The 19,146-nt window shown below is 64.1% G+C and carries 24 protein-coding genes; 7 read left to right on the plus strand and 17 right to left on the minus strand.

Features of this window, described 5'->3' with window-relative positions:
* Positions 1–52: 52 nt before the first annotated feature.
* From L0U83_RS14240 to ada, 5 genes are all read right to left on the minus strand, one after another.
* On the minus strand, positions 53–772 hold the full coding sequence (locus tag L0U83_RS14240; RefSeq protein WP_233883556.1) for an OmpA family protein: 720 nt from the start codon (positions 770–772) through the stop codon (positions 53–55).
* Positions 773–1,002: 230 nt separating this feature from the next.
* The gene (locus L0U83_RS14245) at positions 1,003–1,485 is read right to left on the minus strand and encodes a hypothetical protein (protein WP_233883557.1); all 483 of its coding nucleotides are present in this window, start codon (positions 1,483–1,485) and stop codon (positions 1,003–1,005) included.
* 232 nt (positions 1,486–1,717) lie between these two features.
* Positions 1,718–3,340, minus strand: coding sequence for a glutamate--cysteine ligase (gene gshA, locus L0U83_RS14250; protein ID WP_233883559.1), 1,623 nt, complete (start codon positions 3,338–3,340; stop codon positions 1,718–1,720).
* 190 nt (positions 3,341–3,530) lie between these two features.
* Positions 3,531–4,553 (minus strand): DNA-3-methyladenine glycosylase family protein, encoded by a 1,023-nt coding sequence (locus L0U83_RS14255; RefSeq protein WP_267939247.1) that lies wholly within the window; start codon positions 4,551–4,553, stop codon positions 3,531–3,533.
* Positions 4,550–5,725: a bifunctional DNA-binding transcriptional regulator/O6-methylguanine-DNA methyltransferase Ada gene (gene ada, locus L0U83_RS14260; RefSeq protein WP_233883561.1), complete on the minus strand. Its 1,176-nt coding sequence runs from the start codon at positions 5,723–5,725 to the stop codon at positions 4,550–4,552. Before ada ends, L0U83_RS14255 begins: the two co-directional genes overlap by 4 nt.
* Before the next feature lie 486 nt (positions 5,726–6,211).
* Between ada and L0U83_RS14265 the strand changes: the two genes are divergently transcribed.
* The gene (locus L0U83_RS14265; protein WP_233883944.1) at positions 6,212–6,622 is read left to right on the plus strand and encodes a VOC family protein; all 411 of its coding nucleotides are present in this window, start codon (positions 6,212–6,214) and stop codon (positions 6,620–6,622) included.
* Positions 6,623–6,652: 30 nt separating this feature from the next.
* Here the strand turns inward: L0U83_RS14265 and L0U83_RS14270 are convergent, their stop codons facing one another.
* The 3 genes from L0U83_RS14270 to L0U83_RS14280 all read right to left on the minus strand — a co-directional run bounded on the left by L0U83_RS14270 (position 6,653) and on the right by L0U83_RS14280 (position 8,352).
* A complete protein-coding gene (locus tag L0U83_RS14270; protein WP_233883563.1) occupies positions 6,653–7,207 on the minus strand; it encodes a YaeQ family protein in 555 nt (184 codons plus the stop codon).
* A 307-nt stretch (positions 7,208–7,514) separates the two neighbouring features.
* A complete protein-coding gene (gene sap1 / locus L0U83_RS14275) occupies positions 7,515–7,856 on the minus strand; it encodes a surface attachment protein Sap1 (protein WP_233883565.1) in 342 nt (113 codons plus the stop codon).
* A 40-nt stretch (positions 7,857–7,896) separates the two neighbouring features.
* Positions 7,897–8,352, minus strand: coding sequence for a hypothetical protein (locus tag L0U83_RS14280; RefSeq protein WP_233883567.1), 456 nt, complete (start codon positions 8,350–8,352; stop codon positions 7,897–7,899).
* Between L0U83_RS14280 and L0U83_RS14285 the strand changes: the two genes are divergently transcribed.
* The 4 genes from L0U83_RS14285 to L0U83_RS14300 all read left to right on the plus strand — a co-directional run bounded on the left by L0U83_RS14285 (position 8,351) and on the right by L0U83_RS14300 (position 10,071).
* Positions 8,351–8,977, plus strand: a complete 627-nt coding sequence (locus tag L0U83_RS14285; protein ID WP_233883569.1) for a LysE family translocator — start codon at positions 8,351–8,353, stop codon at positions 8,975–8,977. The genes L0U83_RS14280 and L0U83_RS14285 overlap by 2 nt on opposite strands.
* A 195-nt stretch (positions 8,978–9,172) precedes the next feature.
* On the plus strand, positions 9,173–9,337 hold the full coding sequence (locus tag L0U83_RS14290; protein WP_167334410.1) for a hypothetical protein: 165 nt from the start codon (positions 9,173–9,175) through the stop codon (positions 9,335–9,337).
* A 52-nt stretch (positions 9,338–9,389) separates the two neighbouring features.
* The gene (locus L0U83_RS14295; RefSeq protein ID WP_233883571.1) at positions 9,390–9,548 is read left to right on the plus strand and encodes a hypothetical protein; all 159 of its coding nucleotides are present in this window, start codon (positions 9,390–9,392) and stop codon (positions 9,546–9,548) included.
* Positions 9,549–9,684: 136 nt separating this feature from the next.
* The gene (locus tag L0U83_RS14300) at positions 9,685–10,071 is read left to right on the plus strand and encodes an ecotin precursor (protein ID WP_233883573.1); all 387 of its coding nucleotides are present in this window, start codon (positions 9,685–9,687) and stop codon (positions 10,069–10,071) included.
* Between the two features lie 40 nt (positions 10,072–10,111).
* Here the strand turns inward: L0U83_RS14300 and L0U83_RS14305 are convergent, their stop codons facing one another.
* The 5 genes from L0U83_RS14305 to mnmE form a co-directional block, all read right to left on the minus strand.
* Positions 10,112–11,137: a S1C family serine protease gene (locus L0U83_RS14305; protein WP_373321035.1), complete on the minus strand. Its 1,026-nt coding sequence runs from the start codon at positions 11,135–11,137 to the stop codon at positions 10,112–10,114.
* A gap of 367 nt (positions 11,138–11,504) precedes the next feature.
* On the minus strand, positions 11,505–11,741 hold the full coding sequence (locus L0U83_RS14310) for a hypothetical protein (RefSeq protein WP_233883575.1): 237 nt from the start codon (positions 11,739–11,741) through the stop codon (positions 11,505–11,507).
* A gap of 145 nt (positions 11,742–11,886) precedes the next feature.
* The gene (locus L0U83_RS14315; RefSeq protein ID WP_233883577.1) at positions 11,887–12,087 is read right to left on the minus strand and encodes a hypothetical protein; all 201 of its coding nucleotides are present in this window, start codon (positions 12,085–12,087) and stop codon (positions 11,887–11,889) included.
* Positions 12,088–12,510: 423 nt separating this feature from the next.
* Positions 12,511–12,822, minus strand: coding sequence for a DUF4148 domain-containing protein (locus tag L0U83_RS14320; RefSeq protein ID WP_233883579.1), 312 nt, complete (start codon positions 12,820–12,822; stop codon positions 12,511–12,513).
* Between the two features lie 157 nt (positions 12,823–12,979).
* Positions 12,980–14,380: a tRNA uridine-5-carboxymethylaminomethyl(34) synthesis GTPase MnmE gene (gene mnmE / locus L0U83_RS14325; RefSeq protein ID WP_233883582.1), complete on the minus strand. Its 1,401-nt coding sequence runs from the start codon at positions 14,378–14,380 to the stop codon at positions 12,980–12,982.
* Positions 14,381–14,744: 364 nt separating this feature from the next.
* Here mnmE and L0U83_RS14330 point away from each other — a divergent pair, with 364 nt between their 5' ends.
* Complete coding sequence (locus L0U83_RS14330) at positions 14,745–15,164, plus strand: helix-turn-helix domain-containing protein (protein WP_233883584.1); 420 nt, start codon at positions 14,745–14,747, stop codon at positions 15,162–15,164.
* A gap of 135 nt (positions 15,165–15,299) precedes the next feature.
* Here the strand turns inward: L0U83_RS14330 and yidC are convergent, their stop codons facing one another.
* The 4 genes from yidC to rpmH form a co-directional block, all read right to left on the minus strand.
* Positions 15,300–16,976, minus strand: a complete 1,677-nt coding sequence (gene yidC / locus L0U83_RS14335; RefSeq protein ID WP_233883585.1) for a membrane protein insertase YidC — start codon at positions 16,974–16,976, stop codon at positions 15,300–15,302.
* Positions 16,977–17,006: 30 nt separating this feature from the next.
* Positions 17,007–17,237 (minus strand): membrane protein insertion efficiency factor YidD, encoded by a 231-nt coding sequence (yidD, locus tag L0U83_RS14340; RefSeq protein ID WP_042266160.1) that lies wholly within the window; start codon positions 17,235–17,237, stop codon positions 17,007–17,009.
* 92 nt (positions 17,238–17,329) lie between these two features.
* Positions 17,330–17,863, minus strand: coding sequence for a ribonuclease P protein component (gene rnpA / locus L0U83_RS14345; RefSeq protein WP_308445038.1), 534 nt, complete (start codon positions 17,861–17,863; stop codon positions 17,330–17,332).
* Between the two features lie 91 nt (positions 17,864–17,954).
* On the minus strand, positions 17,955–18,089 hold the full coding sequence (gene rpmH / locus L0U83_RS14350; RefSeq protein WP_026120950.1) for a 50S ribosomal protein L34: 135 nt from the start codon (positions 18,087–18,089) through the stop codon (positions 17,955–17,957).
* Between the two features lie 424 nt (positions 18,090–18,513).
* On the opposite strand from rpmH, the gene L0U83_RS14355 reads away from it, so the two are divergent.
* A partial coding sequence (locus tag L0U83_RS14355) for a DnaA N-terminal domain-containing protein (protein ID WP_308445039.1) occupies positions 18,514–19,146 on the plus strand: 633 nt, incomplete at its 3' end.

Consider the following 19,146-nt stretch of genomic DNA (forward strand, 5'->3'; position numbering starts at 1 on the left):
AAAGGCCGCCCGCGCGAAGCTGCGGGCGACCGGGTGCGCGTTGCGCGCTGCCTTACTGACGCTGAGTAATGCCGCTCGTTTCGATCTCGACGCGACGGTTCTTCGCGCGGCCCTCAGGCGTGGCGTTCGATGCGACGGGTTTCGCAAAGCCGTAACCGTGCACTTCATACTGACTGGCGTGCAGGCCATGCGACTGCAGATAGCTGCGCACCGTTTGCGCGCGGCGCAGCGAGAGGCGGTCGTTATAAGCCTTCGAACCAACCGAGTCGGTGTAGCCGCTGATCACGATTGCGCCGATGTTCACGCTGCTGCTTTCCGCGATGAACTGGTCGAGCGTCTCCTTGCCGCCGGGCAGCAGATCGGCCTTGTCGAACGCGAAGTTGGCGTCTGCGTTGAGCGTGATCGTGCGTGGTTGAACCTGCGGAGGCGGAGGCGGCGTTTGCACGACCGGCGCCGGCGGCGGGGCCGGCGGCTGCGGCGTCTGGCAGATGAACGTGATTTCGCGCGGATCGTCTTCCGGCTTGAACCCGGAAGCGGCGCGATCCACCGACGAGACGCGCAGCGGCGTCTTGGTGCCGCAGATCTCGTTGACCTTCGCCATGCAGGTCTTCGAGCTTTCGAGCAAGCCGAGGCACTGCACGCGGTACGCCTGCGAGCCGTTGGCGAGCGTGACGACGTCGAGATTGTGGGTGGGGCCTGAGGCGGTAGTGCAGCCTGCGGCGGCGACGATTACGGCAGCCGCGGCGCTGGCGGACAGAAGGCGCAGTTTCATTGTCGATTCGAGTTGTGGATGAGGATGAACGGCCCGAACCACGCAGGCCGAAGCCAGCCCAAGATACGGGCTCCCCAATCCCTCGCTCAATCAGACAATGCCTAAATCGGCAATAGACATCATTCGAAAATCGTTATCGCAAGTCGCCGCTCTGGGCGCGCGCCAGTACTAATCATGCCCGGCGCGGCCAGAGCCATATGCAGCAATCAATCAAACGATCAATCAAGCGGTCAATGCGCGCTCGAGGCCGGTTCGGCCACCGCTGCGCCACTCACGCCCGCCGTGTCGCCGCCTGCGCCCGTGGTCGTGTCGCCGGGAATGGGCGCATCGACGCCCGTGCGCACGTACTGCTTGAACGCCGCGCCCGCCGACCAAGGGTTGGGCTTGCAGCCGAGCGAGCTGTCGCAGTGCGCGGCGAAGCCGATCGTGGCTGTGCCGTCGGGGTTGGCGGACTTCGTGATTTCATAGGCGAGCAGACGCCGGCCGCCGCCCGGGCCCGACGTCTGGATCAGCGTGTCGGTCACGGTCTGCACTTCGTACTTCGAATGACTGCGCACCCAGCCTTCTGCACGTTGCCACCAGAGATCGCATTCCGCCTTGTTCGAGCAGGTGAGCGGCGCGGTCGCGATCTGCATGACGTCGGGATTGACCTGCCCGCGCGACGCGCAGGCCGCAGCCGTCGCGCACAGCAGGATCGCAAGAGTTCGTTTCATCGCGTGGATTCCTCCCAGAGTGAGCCGCATGACGCGCGACCCGTGCATTTTTGGTGTTTTGAGCTTCGTTCGCCCGGCGCGCGCGTCGTCCGCGCTGCCCGGTAACGCGGCGCCTACCCTGGTTGGACCGCATCTGCACGTTAGTGTTGCGAGCAAATGCGATGCCTGGGGCAAACTTCGACGGGATGTGCGCGCCGCGATGGCGCACTGGCCTGCGGCTCGGATGCCGGGCTCAGACGCTGAAGCGATTGAGCGTATAAGCGCGATACGCGGCGACGAACGCGTCGAACGATCCGACTTCGTCGCGCTCGAGTTGCGCCTGCTCTGCGAGCGATTCGCGCGCGAGCGTTTCAAACTCGGCCGTGGCCGCCGCGTCTAGCGGACGCGCAAGGAATTGCGCGGCGTGGCGCTCACTTTGAGCGAGTGCAAATTGCAGGAAGGACTGCTTGCTATCGCGCATGGTTTGCAGCACGCGCGCCGATGGCGTGAGCGACGGGTCGGCCAGCTTCGCGTGTTGTACCGCGAGCGAGCGCGTGTGTTCGTCGCTGCCGTGCGCCGCGTCGAGCACGGCGGCTGCGTGGCCGATCTTCTCGAACAGCGCTTCGGCCCACTCGTGCATCGGGACGTCCCGGCCGTCGCGCTTGAGCGCGAGACCCGGGCGGCGCCCTTCTTTCGTCACCAGGCCAAAGTTTTCGTTCGATTCGGCGTAGGCGTCGGCAGGCAGGAAAGGGCTTTCATCGAGTGCGCACGCGAGCAGGTAGGCGTCGAGAAACCGTGCGGTTTCGAGCGAGATGCCGATTGGCTCGAACGGATCGATGTCCATGCAGCGCACCTCGACGTACTGCACGCCACGCGCGGCGAGCGCATGCAGCGGCCGCTCGCCCGGATGCGTCACGCGCTTCGGGCGAATCGTCGAGTAGAACTCGTTCTCGATCTGCAGCACGTTTGTGTTGATCTGCACCCATTCGCCGTCGCGATGCGTGCCGATCGCCTCGTACGGCGGATACGGCTGGCTCACGGCCTGCGCGAGCGCGTCGAGATAGCCTGCGAGCGTGTCGTAGTCGGCGCGCAAGGCGGACTGGCCCGTCGTGTTCGAGTAGCCGAGATCGCTCATGCGCAGGCTCGTCGCGTACGGCAGATAGAGCGTGTCGGCGTCGAACGCTTCGAGCGTGTGCTCGCGGCCGCGCAGGAAGCGCGCGTCGAGCGCGGGCGAAGCGCCGAACAGGTACATGAGCAGCCAGTTCGTGCGGCGGAAATTGCGGATCAGCGCGAGGTAGCGTTCGGACTGATAGTCGGTGGGCGACGCCGTGGACTGATGATGCGCATGCAGCACGCGCCACACTTCGTCGCTCAGCGAATAGTTGTAGTGGATGCCGGCGATGCACTGCATCGTGCGCCCGTACCGCAGCGCGAGACCCATGCGGTACACGTACTTCAGGCGGCCGATGTTCGAGCTGCCATAGCGCGCGATGGGAATGCCGTCATCGGTGTCGGGCAAGAGGCCCGGCATCGATTCGTTCCAGAGCATTTCGCCGTCACGCGCGAGTACGGCGTAGACGTAGCGATGCAACTCGTCGAGCTTCGCGAGCGTAATCGACGCATCGGGCTCGGCGGACGTGATGATCTCGATCAACGCTTCCGAATAGTCGGTGGTCAGCGACGGATGCGTGAGCGCCGAACCGAGCGCAGCAGCGTGCGGCGTCATCGCGAGACGGCCATCGCGCGTCACGCGCAGGCTCTCCTTTTCGATGCCGCGCAGACCGCGCGTGAGCGCGCCGCGATGTGGCCCGTCGCCCAGCACGGAAAGGCGCTGCGCGAGAACGTCGTTCGTGCGTGTTGAGATCGTGTCTGGCATTGGGGCAAGTCGGGCTCGGGCCGGCAGCGCCATGCTGCGAGCGCTCGCCGGCCGGGATTCTTATCGGTAGCGGGCACTTTAACATCTCGCCGAAAGACCTGCTTGGGCCTGCCTCGGGCGGGGTTTTGGCCCGTCGGCACGTAGCTCCCCGGGGCGCGATGCCAGGCTCCTTGCGCAGCCTCCCGCTGCCCTAGCCTCCGCGCGCCGCGCCCGCTCGATCGGCGATTTCGTTCCACAAATGCATGGCGGCGTACGCGCGCCAGGGGCTCCAGGTGTCGGTGCGGGTGCGCTGTTGGGTCGCGCGCACGAGCACCGGGTCGCGCGCCGCGATGGCCTGCATGAGCACGAGATCGGTCGCGGGCCACGCGTTCGCGTCGCGCCACGCGCGCATCGCGACGTATTCCACGGTCCACGGGCCGATGCCAGGCAACGCGAGCAGCGCGGCGCGCATCGCGTCGAGGTCGGCGGGCGCTGGCGCGATAGCGTCGATTTGTCTGTTTTGACGCTTGCTTCGCGGCTTGTTCTGATCGTTCTCTGTGTAGTCGCGTTCGATGATCACCGCGCCGCTCGCCACGGCCTGCGCGAAGCCCTGCAGCGCGGCCACCCGCTTGCCCGGCATGCCGATGCCCGCGAGATCCGCGGCGGCGAGCGCGGCGGGCGTGGGAAAGCGCCACGCCGTGCGCGCGTGCGTGTGCTCGTCGATGCGCTTGCCCACGCGTTCGACGAGGCGCCCGACGATCGTCGTCGCCGCTTTCACGCTGACTTGCTGTCCGACGATCGCGCGCACCACGAGCTCGAAGCCCGACCACGCGCCGGGTACGCGAAGCCCCGGCACGGCGGCGACGAGCGGCGCAAGCCACGGATCGCTGCGCAAATGCGCGGCGATTGCGGCGGGATCGGCGTGCAGGTCGAACATGCGCGAGAGCGGCGCGGCGAGCGCCGCCGCGTGTGCGCTCACGGGCCCATCGATCTGCACGACGAGGCAATGCTTGCGCGCGTGACGGCGCACGGCGAGCGTGCCGCTCGCGCCATTGAAGTCGATCGCGCGCAGCCAGGCGCCGTCCTCCACCGCTTCGACGCCCGGCGTTGCGCGGCCGCTGAAAAAGCGCAGAACGCGTGGCCAGTCATAGGGCGCGCGAAACGGCAGTTCGAGTGTGGCGCTTTGTGTTTGCGCCTTGGTTTTTGCTTCGGATTGTGGGGCGATGACGCTCAAGCGGCGGTCTCCGGCGTTTTGGCGCGGTTCGAGGTCGAACGGTTGTCTTTCGCGCTTTTTGTTCCCCGTGTTGCTCCTTGCGATGCGCGGATCTCGCCGCCGCGCGATTCAGCGTCGATCAGCGCCGCCTTGCGCTCGAGCCCCCAACGATAACCCGCGAGCGAGCCGCCCTTCTGCACGACGCGATGGCATGGAATCGCCAGCGCCACCGGATTCGACGCGCACGCGCTCGCCACGGCACGCACCGCGCGTGGCGCGCCGAGCGTTTCGGCAATCTGCGTGTAGCTGCGCGTCTCGCCGTAGGGAATGTGCTGAAGCGCGTCCCACACGCGCTGCTGGAACGCCGTCGCGGCGATGTCGAGCGGCAGATCGAAACGCTCGCGCCGGCCGTGCAGATAGGCGTCGATCTGCGCTGCGAATGGCGCGACCGCGGCCTTGTCCTCAATGCACTGCGCGTTGGCGAAATCGGCCGTGAGCGCGGCGGTGAGCGTCGCGGCATCGTCACCGAACGCGATCCGGCAAATGCCCTTTTCCGTTGCCGCGACGAGCACGAAGCCGATCGGCGTGGGCGTGGCGGCGTAGTGAATGGTCAATCCCGCGCCCTTGCGACGATACGCTGAAGGCGCCATGCCCAGCTCGCCCGGAACGCTGTGATAGAGCCGCGACGACGAGCCGAAGCCGGCGTCCGCGCTTGCGCGCGTGACGTCGGCGCCCTCGCCCAGCGCGTCGCGCAGCACGGCCCCGCGTCGCGCCGCCTGATATTGGCGCGGCGAGACGCCCAGCACGCGCTTGAAGAGGCGCTGCAGGTGAAACGGGCTGAGATGCACGGCTTCGCCCAACTGCGCGAGCGTGAGCCGTTCTTGCGGGTCGGCGTCGAGCGCTGCGCAGGCGCGCCGCACGATTTCCAGCTCGCGCGGCAGGCCACCCGGGCGGCAGCGTTTGCATTCGCGATAGCCGGCGGCGCGTGCATCGTCGGCCTCGACGAAGAATTCGATGTTCTCGCGCCGCGGCAGCCGCGACGCGCACGACGGGCGGCAGAACACGCCGGTCGTGCGCACGGCATAGAAGAATGCGCCGTCGGCGTGGGCATCGCGCGACGTGACGGCTTGCCAGCGGTCGGCGTCGTTCGTCCACTCGCTGTCTGGCGTGTCCTTGGGTTTTGCGGGTTTCATCGCTGGTTTCATTTCAGGAACGGCGCTCATTTGAGGGCTCCTCGAAGTGCCTGTCTGTATGCCCTTACTCTAACTTCGCATACGGACGATGGCGCGCCGGATCTTGCGCTGTCATTGCGGTCGGCATACGCCATGAGAGCGCCTTTATCGGGTATTTATCTGGCACTTTTATGACCTTCGGTGAATCCCTGGTGGCGCGTTGCAGTTTCCCGTGCGACAAATTGGCAACTTTGCGGGTTTTCCCTTAAAAAGTTGTTGCGTCGCGTCAGCCGACTCGGTATAGTGGTTCCTGTCTCCTCCATGTCTCCTCCTGATATGGATTAAGCCCGCTCACAGCAGCGGGCTTTTTTTCGTCCAGCGTTTCTCTACGCCCACCCGCTATTTTCCGCCGATTGCTATTCGCGAGGCTCGCGGAAATGCGCGCGTTCTGCGCAGCCATGCGTCCACAGGTTCATCATGGAAGCCCTGCACGACCGCGAGGACACCATGCGGATCCAGATTCGTGAGATCGATCACGTCGTCATTCGAACGGCCGATACGGCCGCCATGACGCGTTTCTATTGCGAAGTGCTCGGTTGCGAGCCGGAGCGTGAACAGCGCGATCTCGGGCTCGTGCAGTTGCGCGCGGGACGCTCGCTCATCGATCTCGTGGCGATCGGCGCCCCGCTCGACCGGGGCGCCGGCGCGGCGCCTGCGGGCGCGAGCGGCAACATGGATCATCTTTGTCTGCGCGTGGAACCGTTCGACGCCGAGGCGCTCACGTCACATCTCACGCAGTATGGAGCGCGCCCCGGCAATGCCGTCGAGCGCTATGGGGCGGAGGGTTTGGGGCCGTCGCTGTATCTGTTCGATCCGGAAGGCAACATGGTGGAGCTCAAGGGGCCGCCGCACGCCTGAACGCGCGCAGCCTGCGTTCACACGCTGCTTTCACACGTTTTCGGGCGCCTTGAACACGCTCCATTCGACTGCCACGGGCTCAGCACTAGCACTGCCGATCCATGCTGCGCCGTCCTGCACCGTGCATTGCAGGCGCATGGTGCGCTCGGCCAGCGCGCCGAGTGACGCGGCAACGCCCTCGCCCAGCGACCAGACCGTGACGTTGCGCAGGCGCTCGACCTTGTTGCGCACGCCTTGCCACCAGATGTCGGAGGTGCGGCCGCCGTAGGCAATCACGACGACCTCGCCCGCGCGGCCGCTCGCCTTGGCAATGCGGCGCTCGTCGGGCTGACCGACTTCGATCCAGGTCTCGATCGCGCCGGTGTAGTCCTTGCACCAGAGGTCGGGCTCGTCCGTATCGGAGAGGCCCTTGCAGAACTCGAGCCGCTCGCCCGCAAAGAGCGCAAACGCGGCGATGCGGACCATCATGCGGTCGTCGGTTTCAGACGGATGGCGCGCGATCGTGAGCGCATGGTCGGCGTAATAGTGCCGATCCATGTCCGCGATCTGCAGTTCTGCCTTGTAGATGGTCGATTTGAGTGCCATACCGAATTCCGGGCGCGCGAAAGCCGCACATGATAGCGAAGTTTCCAGCAAGCCACGTGCCGGTCGAGTAGACGCGCAGCGCGCGACGGCGCATTCCGGATAGTCTGAGCAGAAGATGACGGGGGTTTGACAGCGGCGCGCGGCGCGTTGCATCACGTCACGGCAGCGTACCCGGCAAACACGATGGCCCGGCGCACGTGCGTCGGGCCATGATGCGAGGGGCGCGTTGACACCTCATGAGTATCTTCCGGATGCGACTCCCACGTCTCGTGGGTTAGCGCAATGTCCGGCAGATGGAAATGCGGACTTACTGCTTGATGAAGCGGTCGGTGGTCCAGAGGCCTTGCTCGTCGGTGTTCGCCGCATTGACGAATTCGACGTCATGACCCACCACCTGTACGACGCGGAACGATTGGTTGTCGGGCGTGGACAGACACTGGAATCCAGTGAAGTACTCTTGCATCTGCTGACGCTCGCCGGCCTGCTCGTGCAGCGCGACGGCGTCGAGCTTGTCCTTCGAGAGGCAACCATAGGAACCCGGCTTGAGCTGCACCGTTTGCTGCGGCTTGACGCCGACATCCTGAGCCTGAGCCGCAAAGGCGCAAGCAAGGCTGGCCGCCACGACGGCGATACCGGATAGCATTTTCATTTTTGCCTCCTGCGGGTTATTACTCAGGTTAGCTATGTATTTAACTCTCATGCCGCACCCGCATCGTTAAACATAGAAAACTGTGGAAAGACTGCAAGGCCGACTTGTGTGCGCTTGCAACAGTCGCGGATGGTTGCAGCATGGTGTCGGGCGACGTGATGACAGTCAGCTTGACCCAGCAGGGCGTCCAGCAGCACACCGAAGCTTTCATTACAAAGCCCCATGCCTTATCCAACAAGGCGCAGCCGGTTATAGCCGGAATAGGACATTCGAGTTTGTTTTGATTTAAACGGTTTAGTAGATGCCCGAACTGACAATGACGCGGCGCACCTAAAATGACATGCGCGCCAATTGGAAGCTGGCGCATTAATGGATTGGTGACAGAATAAAAACGATGCCAGGGCGCTCCTGAAGCTATCGAAAAGAAGCCGCACGCCACGCTTGCGTAGCGCAAAAGTTCGTGGATAAATCGGGCTTCCCAAAGGAGGAACCCCATGACTTTCGCTCACTGGCTGCCGTTCGCGATTGCGTCGGCCATTCTCGTTGCCATTCCCGGCCCCACCGTGCTGCTCGTCGTTTCCTATGCGCTTGGCCACGGCCGCCGCTACGCGCTCGCAACCACGGCTGGTGTCGCGCTCGGCGACTTCACGGCAATGACCGCTTCCATGCTCGGGCTCGGCGTGGTCCTGGCGGCCTCCGCCACGCTGTTCACGGCGCTGAAATGGGTTGGCGCGGCCTACCTGGTCTACCTCGGCGTGAAGCTCTGGCGCGCACCCGTTGGCGAAGACGACGCACCGGACACGTCCGAGACGCGCACTGGCCGCATCTTTGCGCATGCATACGCGGTCACCGCGCTCAACCCGAAGAGCATCATTTTCTTCGTCGCCTTCGTGCCGCAGTTCATCGACCCGCATACGGCCATGACGCCGCAGATCGTCGTGTTCGAAGCCACCTTCCTCGCGCTCGCGACGTTCAACGCATTCGCCTATGCGCTGCTCGCCGCGGCCGCGCGCAAGGTCGTGCGCAGCCAGCGCGTGCAGCGGGCGATCAATCGAACCGGGGGTACGCTGCTCATCGGTGCTGGGCTCTTTGCTGCCGCGTGGAGGAAGTCGACGGCATAGACGCCTCGTTTGGCTCGATGGCGACCGTGGCGCGGGCCACGTTCAGAGGCCCGCGAACCGGGTACGCGGGCTGCGCAGCGTGGCTTGTGATGGTTGGCGAACATTGTTTTGAAGCTTCGGTGCGCGCCTGATGTGCAAACTGTCGCGTCCCGGCTACAATGCAGTTGCAAACCGCTTGACAAGCAGGAGGTAATCGTGATCGAACACGTAATACTGGGCGCGTTTCTGGTGATCCCCCTCGTCATTGTCGTCTTCTTGTTTTCCGATGAGATTCTCGAAGAGCACCGACAGCGTGTCGAAGCGGGAGACGGACATCACATGGACTGGCGTCATCCGTTACGCAGCTTCCTGCATCACTGAGCGGGAGCACGTATCGCGCGGATGAACGCGCCGAAGCACAGGGGTGGCACTCGTGGAATTCGAGTTCTCCTGGATGGCGTACTTCGTCGCATTGTTCGTGCTGATGGTGCTATCCATCGCGCTCACCCTTCTCTGTCCGTCTGCCGGGCAGCGCGGTAGCACACCGCGCTCACGCGAGGCAGACGCGCACGACGGCGAGCACGCACGCTGACGGGATTCGCTCCCGGTCAGCGCGCGCTGCCAACCATCATCTTCACGTAATTCGTCGTTACCACTTGCAGCACCTGTATCCAGCAATCAAGCTGACAATCGGTCGCATGTTTTCAAAGGTTCTCAGGGAGAACGACATGCGAAAGATGGCGGCCGTTTTGGTGCTGGCGGGGTGCGCGGTGGCGGCAGGCCCCGCGAGCGCACACGATCACGGCGGTGATGTGGTGGGTGCGCTGGTTGGCGGCGCGTTGATTGGCGCCGCGGTGGGCGCCGTGCTGAACAGCGGCCCGGCGGTAGCCTACCCGGCTCAACCGGTCTATGTGCAGCCCGCGCCAGTCTATGCGCAGCCGGCGCCGGTTTATGCCGCCGCTCCGGCCGGCGCGGCGTGCTACGACCAGTATTCGGGCCGCTATGTGTCCTGCGCGCCGGCGCAGCCTGCGCCGCCGCCGCAATACGACGACGGCTACGCGCAGCCCGGCTATGGACAACAGCCGGTTTATGCCCAGCCCGGCGCCGGCTGGTAACTCATGCAGCGGCGCGCTTCACGCGGGTAGTTCTTCGTACCTAGCCCGTCTGCTCGACGGGCGTCACGCTCAGGTTAAGCCGCTGAGTCAGGCGGATCACACCGATATCCACGACGCGATCAATGCGCGAAACGTCGAAGAGACGCTGCAACGTGTCGATACCGTCCACCGGCACGCCGTCGATCGTCACGATCGTGTCGTCCACGCGCAGGCCGCCGAGCGCAGCGGGACTGCCCTTGACGATCTCCATCACGCGCACGCCGGTCGTCGCGCTCAGGTCGAAATAACGCTGCACCCTGCGCGCGACCGGCACCGTGGTGCCGGCAATGCCGATATAGGCGCGGCGCACCCGGCCGTGCGCGAAGAGCTGCGTGATGACCCACTTTGCCGTGTCGATGGCCGTGGCGAAGCAGATGGCTTGCGCACCTGGAATGATCGCCGTATTCACGCCGATCACCTGACCTGCCGAATTGATGAGTGGTCCGCCCGAGTTGCCCGGATTGAGCGCGGCGTCAGTCTGGATCACGTCGTAGATCATGCGGCCGGACTCGGAGCGCAGCGAGCGGCCGAGCGCCGACACGACGCCCGCCGTCACCGTTTGCGCGAGGCCCAGCGGGCTGCCCACGGCGATCGCGATCTGCCCGACGCGCAGGCCCGCTGAATCGCCCAGCTGCGCGTGCGGCAGCGCCTCCGGCGCGCCGATACGTAACACGGCGAGGTCCGTGCTCGGGTCGTCGCCGACGAGGTCGGCGCTCTGCGTCGAACCGTCCGCGAGCGTCACGCTGAGCTTGCTTGCTCCATGCACCACGTGGCTATTCGTCAGCAAGTACCCGTCCGGCGTGAACAGGAAGCCCGAGCCGCTGCCGCCGCGTGCGGGAGCTTGCCCGGATGCGCGGCGCTCGACGGCTATGTGCGCGACGGCTGGCTGCACGCGCTCCAGCGCGCCGATCACCGTGCGCGAATAGGCATCGAGGAGCGCGCCGTCGTCGATGCCGGGACGCTGGCTCGCGCCGTCGGGAGGGACGCCGCGAGCCAGATCGTCAATGAAGGAAGGTCGTCTGCCCACGATCTGAATCTCCGAAAAAAGTGGGCTTTACATGCAGGGGGCGTGCGATGTTTTCAAGAGTGCGAGCGAGGTCGGCCAAAACGTTAAGGATTATTAAATCAGGGCGCAAGTCGCTGCTGCGCCCGGAACGGGCCGTGAGAATGGCGAGGCGGCGGCAACCCCTCGGCGCCGCGTAGGATGCCTAATGGCAAGCTCTTGACCGCGGCCCCTGCCGCGGTTTTTTTTCCGTCTGCCGGTCCCTCGCAAGCCGCCCCGGAAAAGAAAAAAGCCCGCTTGCGCGGGCTAATCCATGCTCGGGTGACATGGCGAGGTTAATCGGGAATTCGCGGCGCGGAACGCTCGCGGAGCAAAGTCGTGAACCGGTAAATCATGCGGCCAGCGCTTCTCGCGCCTTTGTGCCGATGGCAGCCTGGCGCGCTTCGAGCGCGACCATGAGCGCGTCGACCGTACGGAACTGGGATTGTGTGATCTGGGCGAGGTCAAGCAACGCCGAGAGGCGCTCGTACCAGTAATTGAATGAAAAGACTGCCGGCGTCGTGCCAGCGGATAACGAGGGCGCCATTGCGCGCGTGATATGCGCGATCTCGTCGTCGATGAATCTCATGGCTGCCCCCGTGTACTGGTCCAACGTCTTGTGAAACCGTGTCTCGCCACTTTAGTTCGGCGGCGGCGCGTGTACAGCTATCACATCGGATAGGTCAAGTTCAAAGGTCAGACGTCAACCTTTCAAGGGGCTTGTTACGGTCCCCTTAATGTCGCCAGCCGTGCCCGTAATAGCCGCCCACGCCAACCCCAATATCCACCGACGGCGCCGCATAGTAGCCCGGCGCATAGCCATAGCCATAGCCATAGGCTGGCGCAGGAGCGTACGCGTACGGCGGCGCCACCACACAACCCGTGAGGCCGGCCGACAAGGCAACCAGAGCAATCGCGCAGAAGAGTGTTTTCATAGTCGTTCTCCTATGCCACCGATTGTCGACGAGCCGCGTCGAGGCAAGGGTTTGGAAAAGCAACGATGTGTGTCCGCAAATTACAGCCGACCGCTACGGACGCTGTGCCTTTATGGAGGGAGAGAGAAGCTGTTAGCGAGCGGGAGAGACGCGCCGCCCGCTAAAGAATGGCCTGCTAGCGAATTTCTGAATGAATCGCACTACGAATTAAATGATGTTGCAGTTAGCTCGTAGTGCGCAGAAGTGAGGCTGAACAAGCTTTGCTTTTGAGCGCGTCGCCAGCTTGCATGACGGTCGCCGGAAAAAGCGCCCAGGCCCTAAGGCCTGAGCGAAGCCGTCGCGTCAACGACGGCGGAGGTATTCACTTAGGTATGCGAAGCGCTTGCAGTGGATCATGGCAAGCGTTTCAGCGATATTTCCTTGTTACGGATGGTTATACATCGCGTTCCAGTCGGATTTGGGCACCGCCGGGCGGCTCGCATCCGAGTTGCCGGTTGCCGTGCCGCCATAGCCGCTCGTTGCGCCGTTCGCGGCCGCCACCTTGGCTTCGGCGGCGAGAAGATCGTCGGGGTAGTGCGGGTCGGCCCCTGCGCCCGGACGCCAGCCCGCTTTCTCGAGCTGCACGAGCTCGGCGCGCACCTGAGCGCGGGTAACGGGCGCATTCGATTGCGCGAACGATGCCACCGGGACGACGAGGGCAACGGTAACGGCTACGGCCTGGATCAGGGACTTCATGCTAACTACCTCCTTTGGCTTTTGGTTCGGTGCGACAACATGTCTGCATCCGATGAGCGAAAGTCTAGGAGGATTGCCGCCGAGGGTTAACCCTCGCGCCTCGAACGGATTGTTCCAGGCGACGGAAGAATGGGGTGGAACGCTGCTCGATTCCGGGTTACTTCCCGATACAAAACCGGCTGAAGATCACGCCCAGCAGGTCATCGGACGTGAATTCGCCGGTAATCGAATTCAGCGACTCCTGCGCGAGGCGCAGTTCCTCAGCGAACAGATCGAGCAATTGCGAATTCTGGTCGGCGTGCGCTGCCGCATGCGCAAGATGCTCGCGCGCAGCGCGCAGCGCGATGAGATGCCGCTCGCGTGCGAGATAGACGCTCTGCGCGTCCGCCTGCCAGCCCGCTATGCGCAGCAACTCGGCGCGCAGCAGCCCGACACCGTCGCCCTGTTTCGCAGAAAGACGCAACTCGCAGACATCACTGCCGTTGACTGCGCGACGCTGCGCCACTTCGGGCGCCACGCCGGTCAGGTCGGTCTTGTTGAGCACGCGGACAACCGGCACACTGGCAGGAAAGCGCGCGGCGATCACTTCGTCTTCGGCGTTCATGCCCGAGCGCGCATCGAGCAGATGAAGCACCACATCGGCGCGGCCGATTTCGTTCCATGTGCGCTCGATGCCGATCTTCTCGACTTCGTCCTCCGTGTCGCGCAAACCCGCCGTGTCGATCACATGCAGCGGAATGCCTTCGACCTGGATCGTTTGGGAAATCTTGTCACGCGTTGTGCCGGCAACGGGCGTTACGATCGCGAGTTCCGCGCCGGCCAGCGCGTTCAACAGCGACGACTTGCCCACGTTGGGCTGTCCCGCGAGCACGACCGAAAGTCCTTCGCGCAGCAGTGCACCCTGACGAGCCTCGGAGAGCACGTGGTCGAGTTGCTCGCGAATGCGCGCGAGCTTGCCGCGTGCGTCTGCGGCCTCCAGGAAATCGATCTCTTCTTCGGGGAAATCCAGCGTCGCCTCAACGAGCATGCGCAGTGTGACGACGTCGTCCACCAGCGCGTGGATGTCCCGCGAGAACGCGCCGTCGAGGGAGCGGCCGGCCGAGCGCGCCGCCGCTTCCGTACTTGCCTCGATCAGGTCGGCCACGGCTTCCGCCTGGGCCAGATCGAGTTTGTCGTTGAGGAACGCGCGCCGCGTAAATTCGCCGGGCTCGGCAAGACGTAGTCCGAACTCGCGGCCGGCCTCGATGCAGCGCTGCAAAACGAGTTGCAGCACGATCGGGCCGCCGTGCCCCTGGAGTTCGAGCACGTGCTCGCCGGTGTACGAATGCGGCGCGGGGAACGACAACGCGATACCCCGGTCGAGCACGGTGCCGGCCCCGTCGAGGAAGGGCACGTAGCTCGCGTGGCGCGCAACCAGATTCTGGCCGGTGAGGGCCTGCATCAGCGCAGCGGTCGCCGCCGCGCCAGCGCGGCCGGCCGAAACGCGCACGACACCGATCCCGCCGCGTCCGGGCGCAGTAGCGATGGCGACGATGGGATCGGAATCGGTGGCGAGCATGATGGGCGTGGACCGTGGAGCAGGGCTGGAATCAGGATTGAGTGCGGGGACGACTACGGTCGCATGAGCACTCTCAAAACGCGAGGCATTGTAACGCGCCAGACAAAGCGTTTTCCGGCTGGGGACGTGACTGAGACTCGTCTCGTTTTATCTTAAATTAGATAAGATTGGTCTTAGCGGATTCTGTCAGAATTTGGATAATACAGGCGCCAGATCTCGCTAACCCGTTGCTCACAAGGGAATTTGCGAGGATCTCGACCGAAGTCATAAGGTGGCCAGAAGCAGGCGAATTATCTCTTACGTGCGCTAAATATAGCCCAACTGGTTGACATCTTCGCCAATTTCGGGCTGCACAATCTGGCCCATGCCGACATCCGATGAAAAAGCTGCCTTTGCCGAACGTCTCAAGTTCGCCATGAAGCGCGCGCCCGAAAAGCTGCGCGGCAGTACCGACCTGGCCAACCGGTTCAACCTGCGCCATCACGGCGAGCATCCGGTTTCGCCGCAAACCGCTCACAAGTGGCTGAGCGGCCGCACGATTCCCACGCACGACAAGCTGGAAACGCTGGCGAAGTGGTTCGACGTGGATATCCACTGGCTGCACTACGGTCCGCCGGGCAGCGCGGGCTCAGCCGTGCCGCGGCCGCGCAAGCCTGATGAAAAATATCCGGTTTCCGAGGAAACGCTCGAACTGGCCTCGAAGATCGAGTCGCTCAGCGCCCATCACCGCTATCTCGTGCAGGAACTGGTCGCCCAATTCTACGGCGACGCGGAGAAGAACTAACGCGCGCATACGAACGCTGCGCTCTGCGGCGTCAAGCAAATGGCGATCCAATCATGCAAAAAGCCGTCCGGTTCACACCGGACGGCTTTTTTTCGAGCCTTGATTCAAGTGGCGGCGTCACTGCCGCCCCTGCACTCAGGCTGCCTTCTTCTTGTTTTTACCCATCATGCGCGTGATGTAGTACTGCTGCGCGATCGAGAGCACGTTGTTCACGACGTAGTACAGCACGAGGCCCGCCGGGAAGAAGAAGAACATGACCGAGAACGCGATCGGCATGAACATCATCATCTTGGCCTGGACCGGATCCGGCGGCGTCGGGTTCAGCTTCGTCTGCACGAACATCGAGACGGCCATCAGCACCGGCAGGATGAAGAACGGATCCTGCTGTGAAAGGTCGTGAATCCAGAGAATCCACGGCGCGCCGCGCATTTCCACCGACGAGAGCAGCACCCAGTACAGCGAGATGAACACCGGAATCTGGATCACCACCGGCAGACAGCCGCCGAACGGATTCACCTTCTCGGTCTTGTAGAGCTCCATGAGCGCCGCGTTCATCTTCTGCGGGTCGCTCTTGAAGCGCTCGCGCAGCGCCTGCATGCGCGGCGTGATTTCCTTCATGCGCGCCATCGACTTGTAGCTGGCGGCGGAGAGCGGGAAGAACACAGCCTTGATGAGCAGCGTGAGCAGCACGATCGACCAGCCCCAGTTGCCCACGTAGCTGTGGATCTTCTCGAGCAGCCAGAAGAGCGGCTTGGCGATGATCGTCACCCAGCCGTAGTCCTTCACGAGTTCCAGACCCGGCGCGATGCCCTCGAGCATGCGCTCTTCCTGCGGACCCGCAAAGAGGCGTGCCTGCACGTTGTCCGTCGCACCGGGTGCGATCGTACCGAGCGGCTGCTTCACACCCACACGGTAGAGCGAGTTATCGAACTTCTCGACGTAGATGCTGCGTTTGGCGCCTTGCTGCGGAATCCACGCGGTCGCGAAGTAGTGCTGCACCATCGCGATCCAGCCGTTGTCGGCCTGGGTCACGAAGTCGGCCTTGTTCTTGTCGATGTCGCCGAACGTGATCTTCTGGAAGTGATGCTCGTTCGAGTACACAGCCGGGCCGATGAAGGTGTGCGAGAAGCGTGGCGTTTCGACCGGCTCGCTGTCACGCACGATTTCCATGTAGAGCGTCGGCGAAACGGGCGCGCCGCTGACGTTCTGCACCTTCCAGTCCACGCCGATCACGTAGCTGCCGCGTGTGAACGTGTAGGTCTTGGTGACCTTCACGCCGCCTTTCTCGGGCGACTGAAGCGCGATCTGGAAGGTGTTGGCGTCGCCGGTCAGCTCGCGCGGGCCATCGACTGCCGTGAACACGTCGTTGTGGTTCGGGAAGTCGCCGCCGAGCAGGCCGGTGCGCGCCAGGTACGTGTGGTCGTTCGTGTGGTCGAAGAGCGTGATGTACTGGTCGGGACCCTTGCCGTCGGCGCTTTCCTTCACGAGCGACAGCTTCACGAGCGTACCGCCGCGCGTGTCGATCACGCCGTCGTAGACGTCGGTGCGGAAATGGACGAGTTGTGCTGCGGCTGCAGCCGGCTGGGCGGTGTTCGTCGGCGCCTGGCCCGCGGCGGCGGCGGCCGTCGGCAGGTCGGACGCGCCGTTGGCGGCGCTAGCGGGCGCGGGGCCGCTGGCGGCGGTCTGCGTCTGAGTTTGCGTCGCGTTCGGGAAGAACATCGACTGGCGTCCATGGTCGCGCTGCCAGTTGTCGTACAGCATGACAGCTGACATGAAGAAGATGACCCATAGGACGGTGCGTTTGATATCCATGCGTTGTCTCAGTGTCGATGGAATGGCGCGTCAGCGCTTTTTCGGAGATGCAGGCGGGACGAGATCGATGCCGCCCGCCGAAAACGGATGGCAGCGGCATAGCCGCCGCGCGGCGAGGTAAGTCCCACGCGCGGCGCCATGATACTGGATTGCCTCGCGTGCGTAATCCGAACAGGAAGGATAAAAACGGCACCGGCTGCCGAGGAGGGGACTCACGGCAAGCTTGTAGAAACGCAGCAGTGCGATCAATACCGTTTGCATGGCGTTGCGGCCTGACTGCGCCGCGCTCGATGACGAACCACGTGCCGCTTGCGCGGCGTCTACGTCGGATATGCCGGACTCGCGCGCCCCGCTCATGATGTGCGGGAACTGCCGTGGTCCGGCGGCAGATCTTTACCGGCCTGGGCACGCGCCGGTTCCCCCGCAGGTTCCCCACTTGGTGCCGTGGCCTGCGTCGCGCAAGGGGTGCGCGCAGATGCCGCAGGCGCAGCGATGCCACGCCGCGTGACTTCGCGCGCGGCTTTTTCGAGCAGCGTCTCGATCTCGCCGCGGCACAAAGCTTTGAGCCCCGGTGAAGACGCGCCCGGCAGCGCCTTGCGGTCGAACTTCGTATGCAGGCGCAGCAGCAGGTCGAAACCCTCGAACTGCGCACGGCGCACACGAAACGCTTCGCGGGCAATACGGCGCACCAGGTTGCGCGTGACCGCGCGCGGTGCGTACTTCTTGCCGATCACGAGTCCGAGCCGCGCCTCGTTGCCGGTGGGCCGGCCGTACACGACGAAGTGCTCGGTGCGGCGCCAGGGACGCAAACGAAAAACGGATGAGAACTCATCCGTTTTCAGTAGCCTTGCGGCTTTCGGAAAAGCGGCTTGCGTTCGCGACGGCATGACGCCCCGATCAGTTACCGGGTTCGTCCTGTTCGCCGTGCTCGCGAGCGGGCCGCTACCCGTGATTTCGCTGATAGCGATGCTGCCCGACTTAGACGGCGAGGCGCTTGCGACCCTTCGCACGGCGTGCGTTGATCACTTTGCGGCCACCAGCGGTCTTCATGCGCACGCGGAAACCGTGGGTACGCTTGCGACGGGTAACGGAAGGTTGGAAAGTACGTTTCATGTTGCTCTCACTGTTGAGTTTTGACCGCGGCGAGCATCGCGGAAAAAGGCAATGGCCGGTGGTACTAGGGATTGGTTTTCGAGGAACCCGCTATTTAAGCCGGTTTTTCGTTGGCCGTCAATAGGTTAGGCGATCGAACCTTCTGGCCCCGGCACATCGCACCCAGGTTGACTACTGTAAGGGCACGAACGAGCGTGCGTTGATCCGTCCCTGTGGATAACTTCCTGGCGAGGGGATTTCGGCGTTAGAATCTCGCCTATCCCAAGAATCCTGCATGCCGCTCCGGCCCGCCTGCTTGCCGCAAGACCCTTGCCGCGCGGGCTTCCGGAGCAATTGCCGTCGCCTCGTCAGGGCCTCGTTCGCGTGTGTGCGACAAGAGCGAAGCGACAGCAATGCATGCAAACAAAACGACCACAGCAACTCGATGAACGAATTCTGGCAACACTGTTCCGCACTACTGGAGCGTGAGCTAACGCCCCAGCAGTACGTGACGTGGATTAAACCGTTGGCCCCGGTTGCCTTCGATGCTGCGGCGAACACGCTGCAGATAGCCGCTCCCAACCGTTTCAAGCTCGATTGGGTCAAGAGCCAGTTCTCGGGCCGGATCACCGATCTGGCGCGCGACTTCTGGCAGACCCCGGTCGACGTGCAGTTCGTCCTCGACCCGAAGGCGGGCATGCGTGCGCCTCATGTCGCGCCCGCTGCCGCGCCTCGTGCGCCTCTGGGTGGCGCGCCTGCGCCGGCTGTTGTCGCCGCCGCGCCGCAACCGGCCGCCGTGACTGGCGGTACGGGCCTCGCCGGCATGGTGCACGCCGCCTCGGCCGCCGCCGCGCATGCCACCGCTGAAGACGCCGCCGATCTCGATCTGCCCAGCCTCGACGCCAACGAAGCCGCCGCCGGCCGCCGCACCTGGCGCCCGGGCCAGGGCGCGGCCGCGGCTGCCTCGAGCGGCGAACCCGACCCGACCTACGAGCGCTCGAAGCTCAACCCGGTGCTCACGTTCGACAATTTCGTCACCGGCAAGGCAAACCAGCTCGCACGCGCCGCCGCCATTCAG

It is taken from the genome of Paraburkholderia flagellata, from assembly GCF_021390645.1.
In the GTDB taxonomy this organism is placed as follows: Bacteria; Pseudomonadota; Gammaproteobacteria; order Burkholderiales; family Burkholderiaceae; genus Paraburkholderia; species Paraburkholderia flagellata.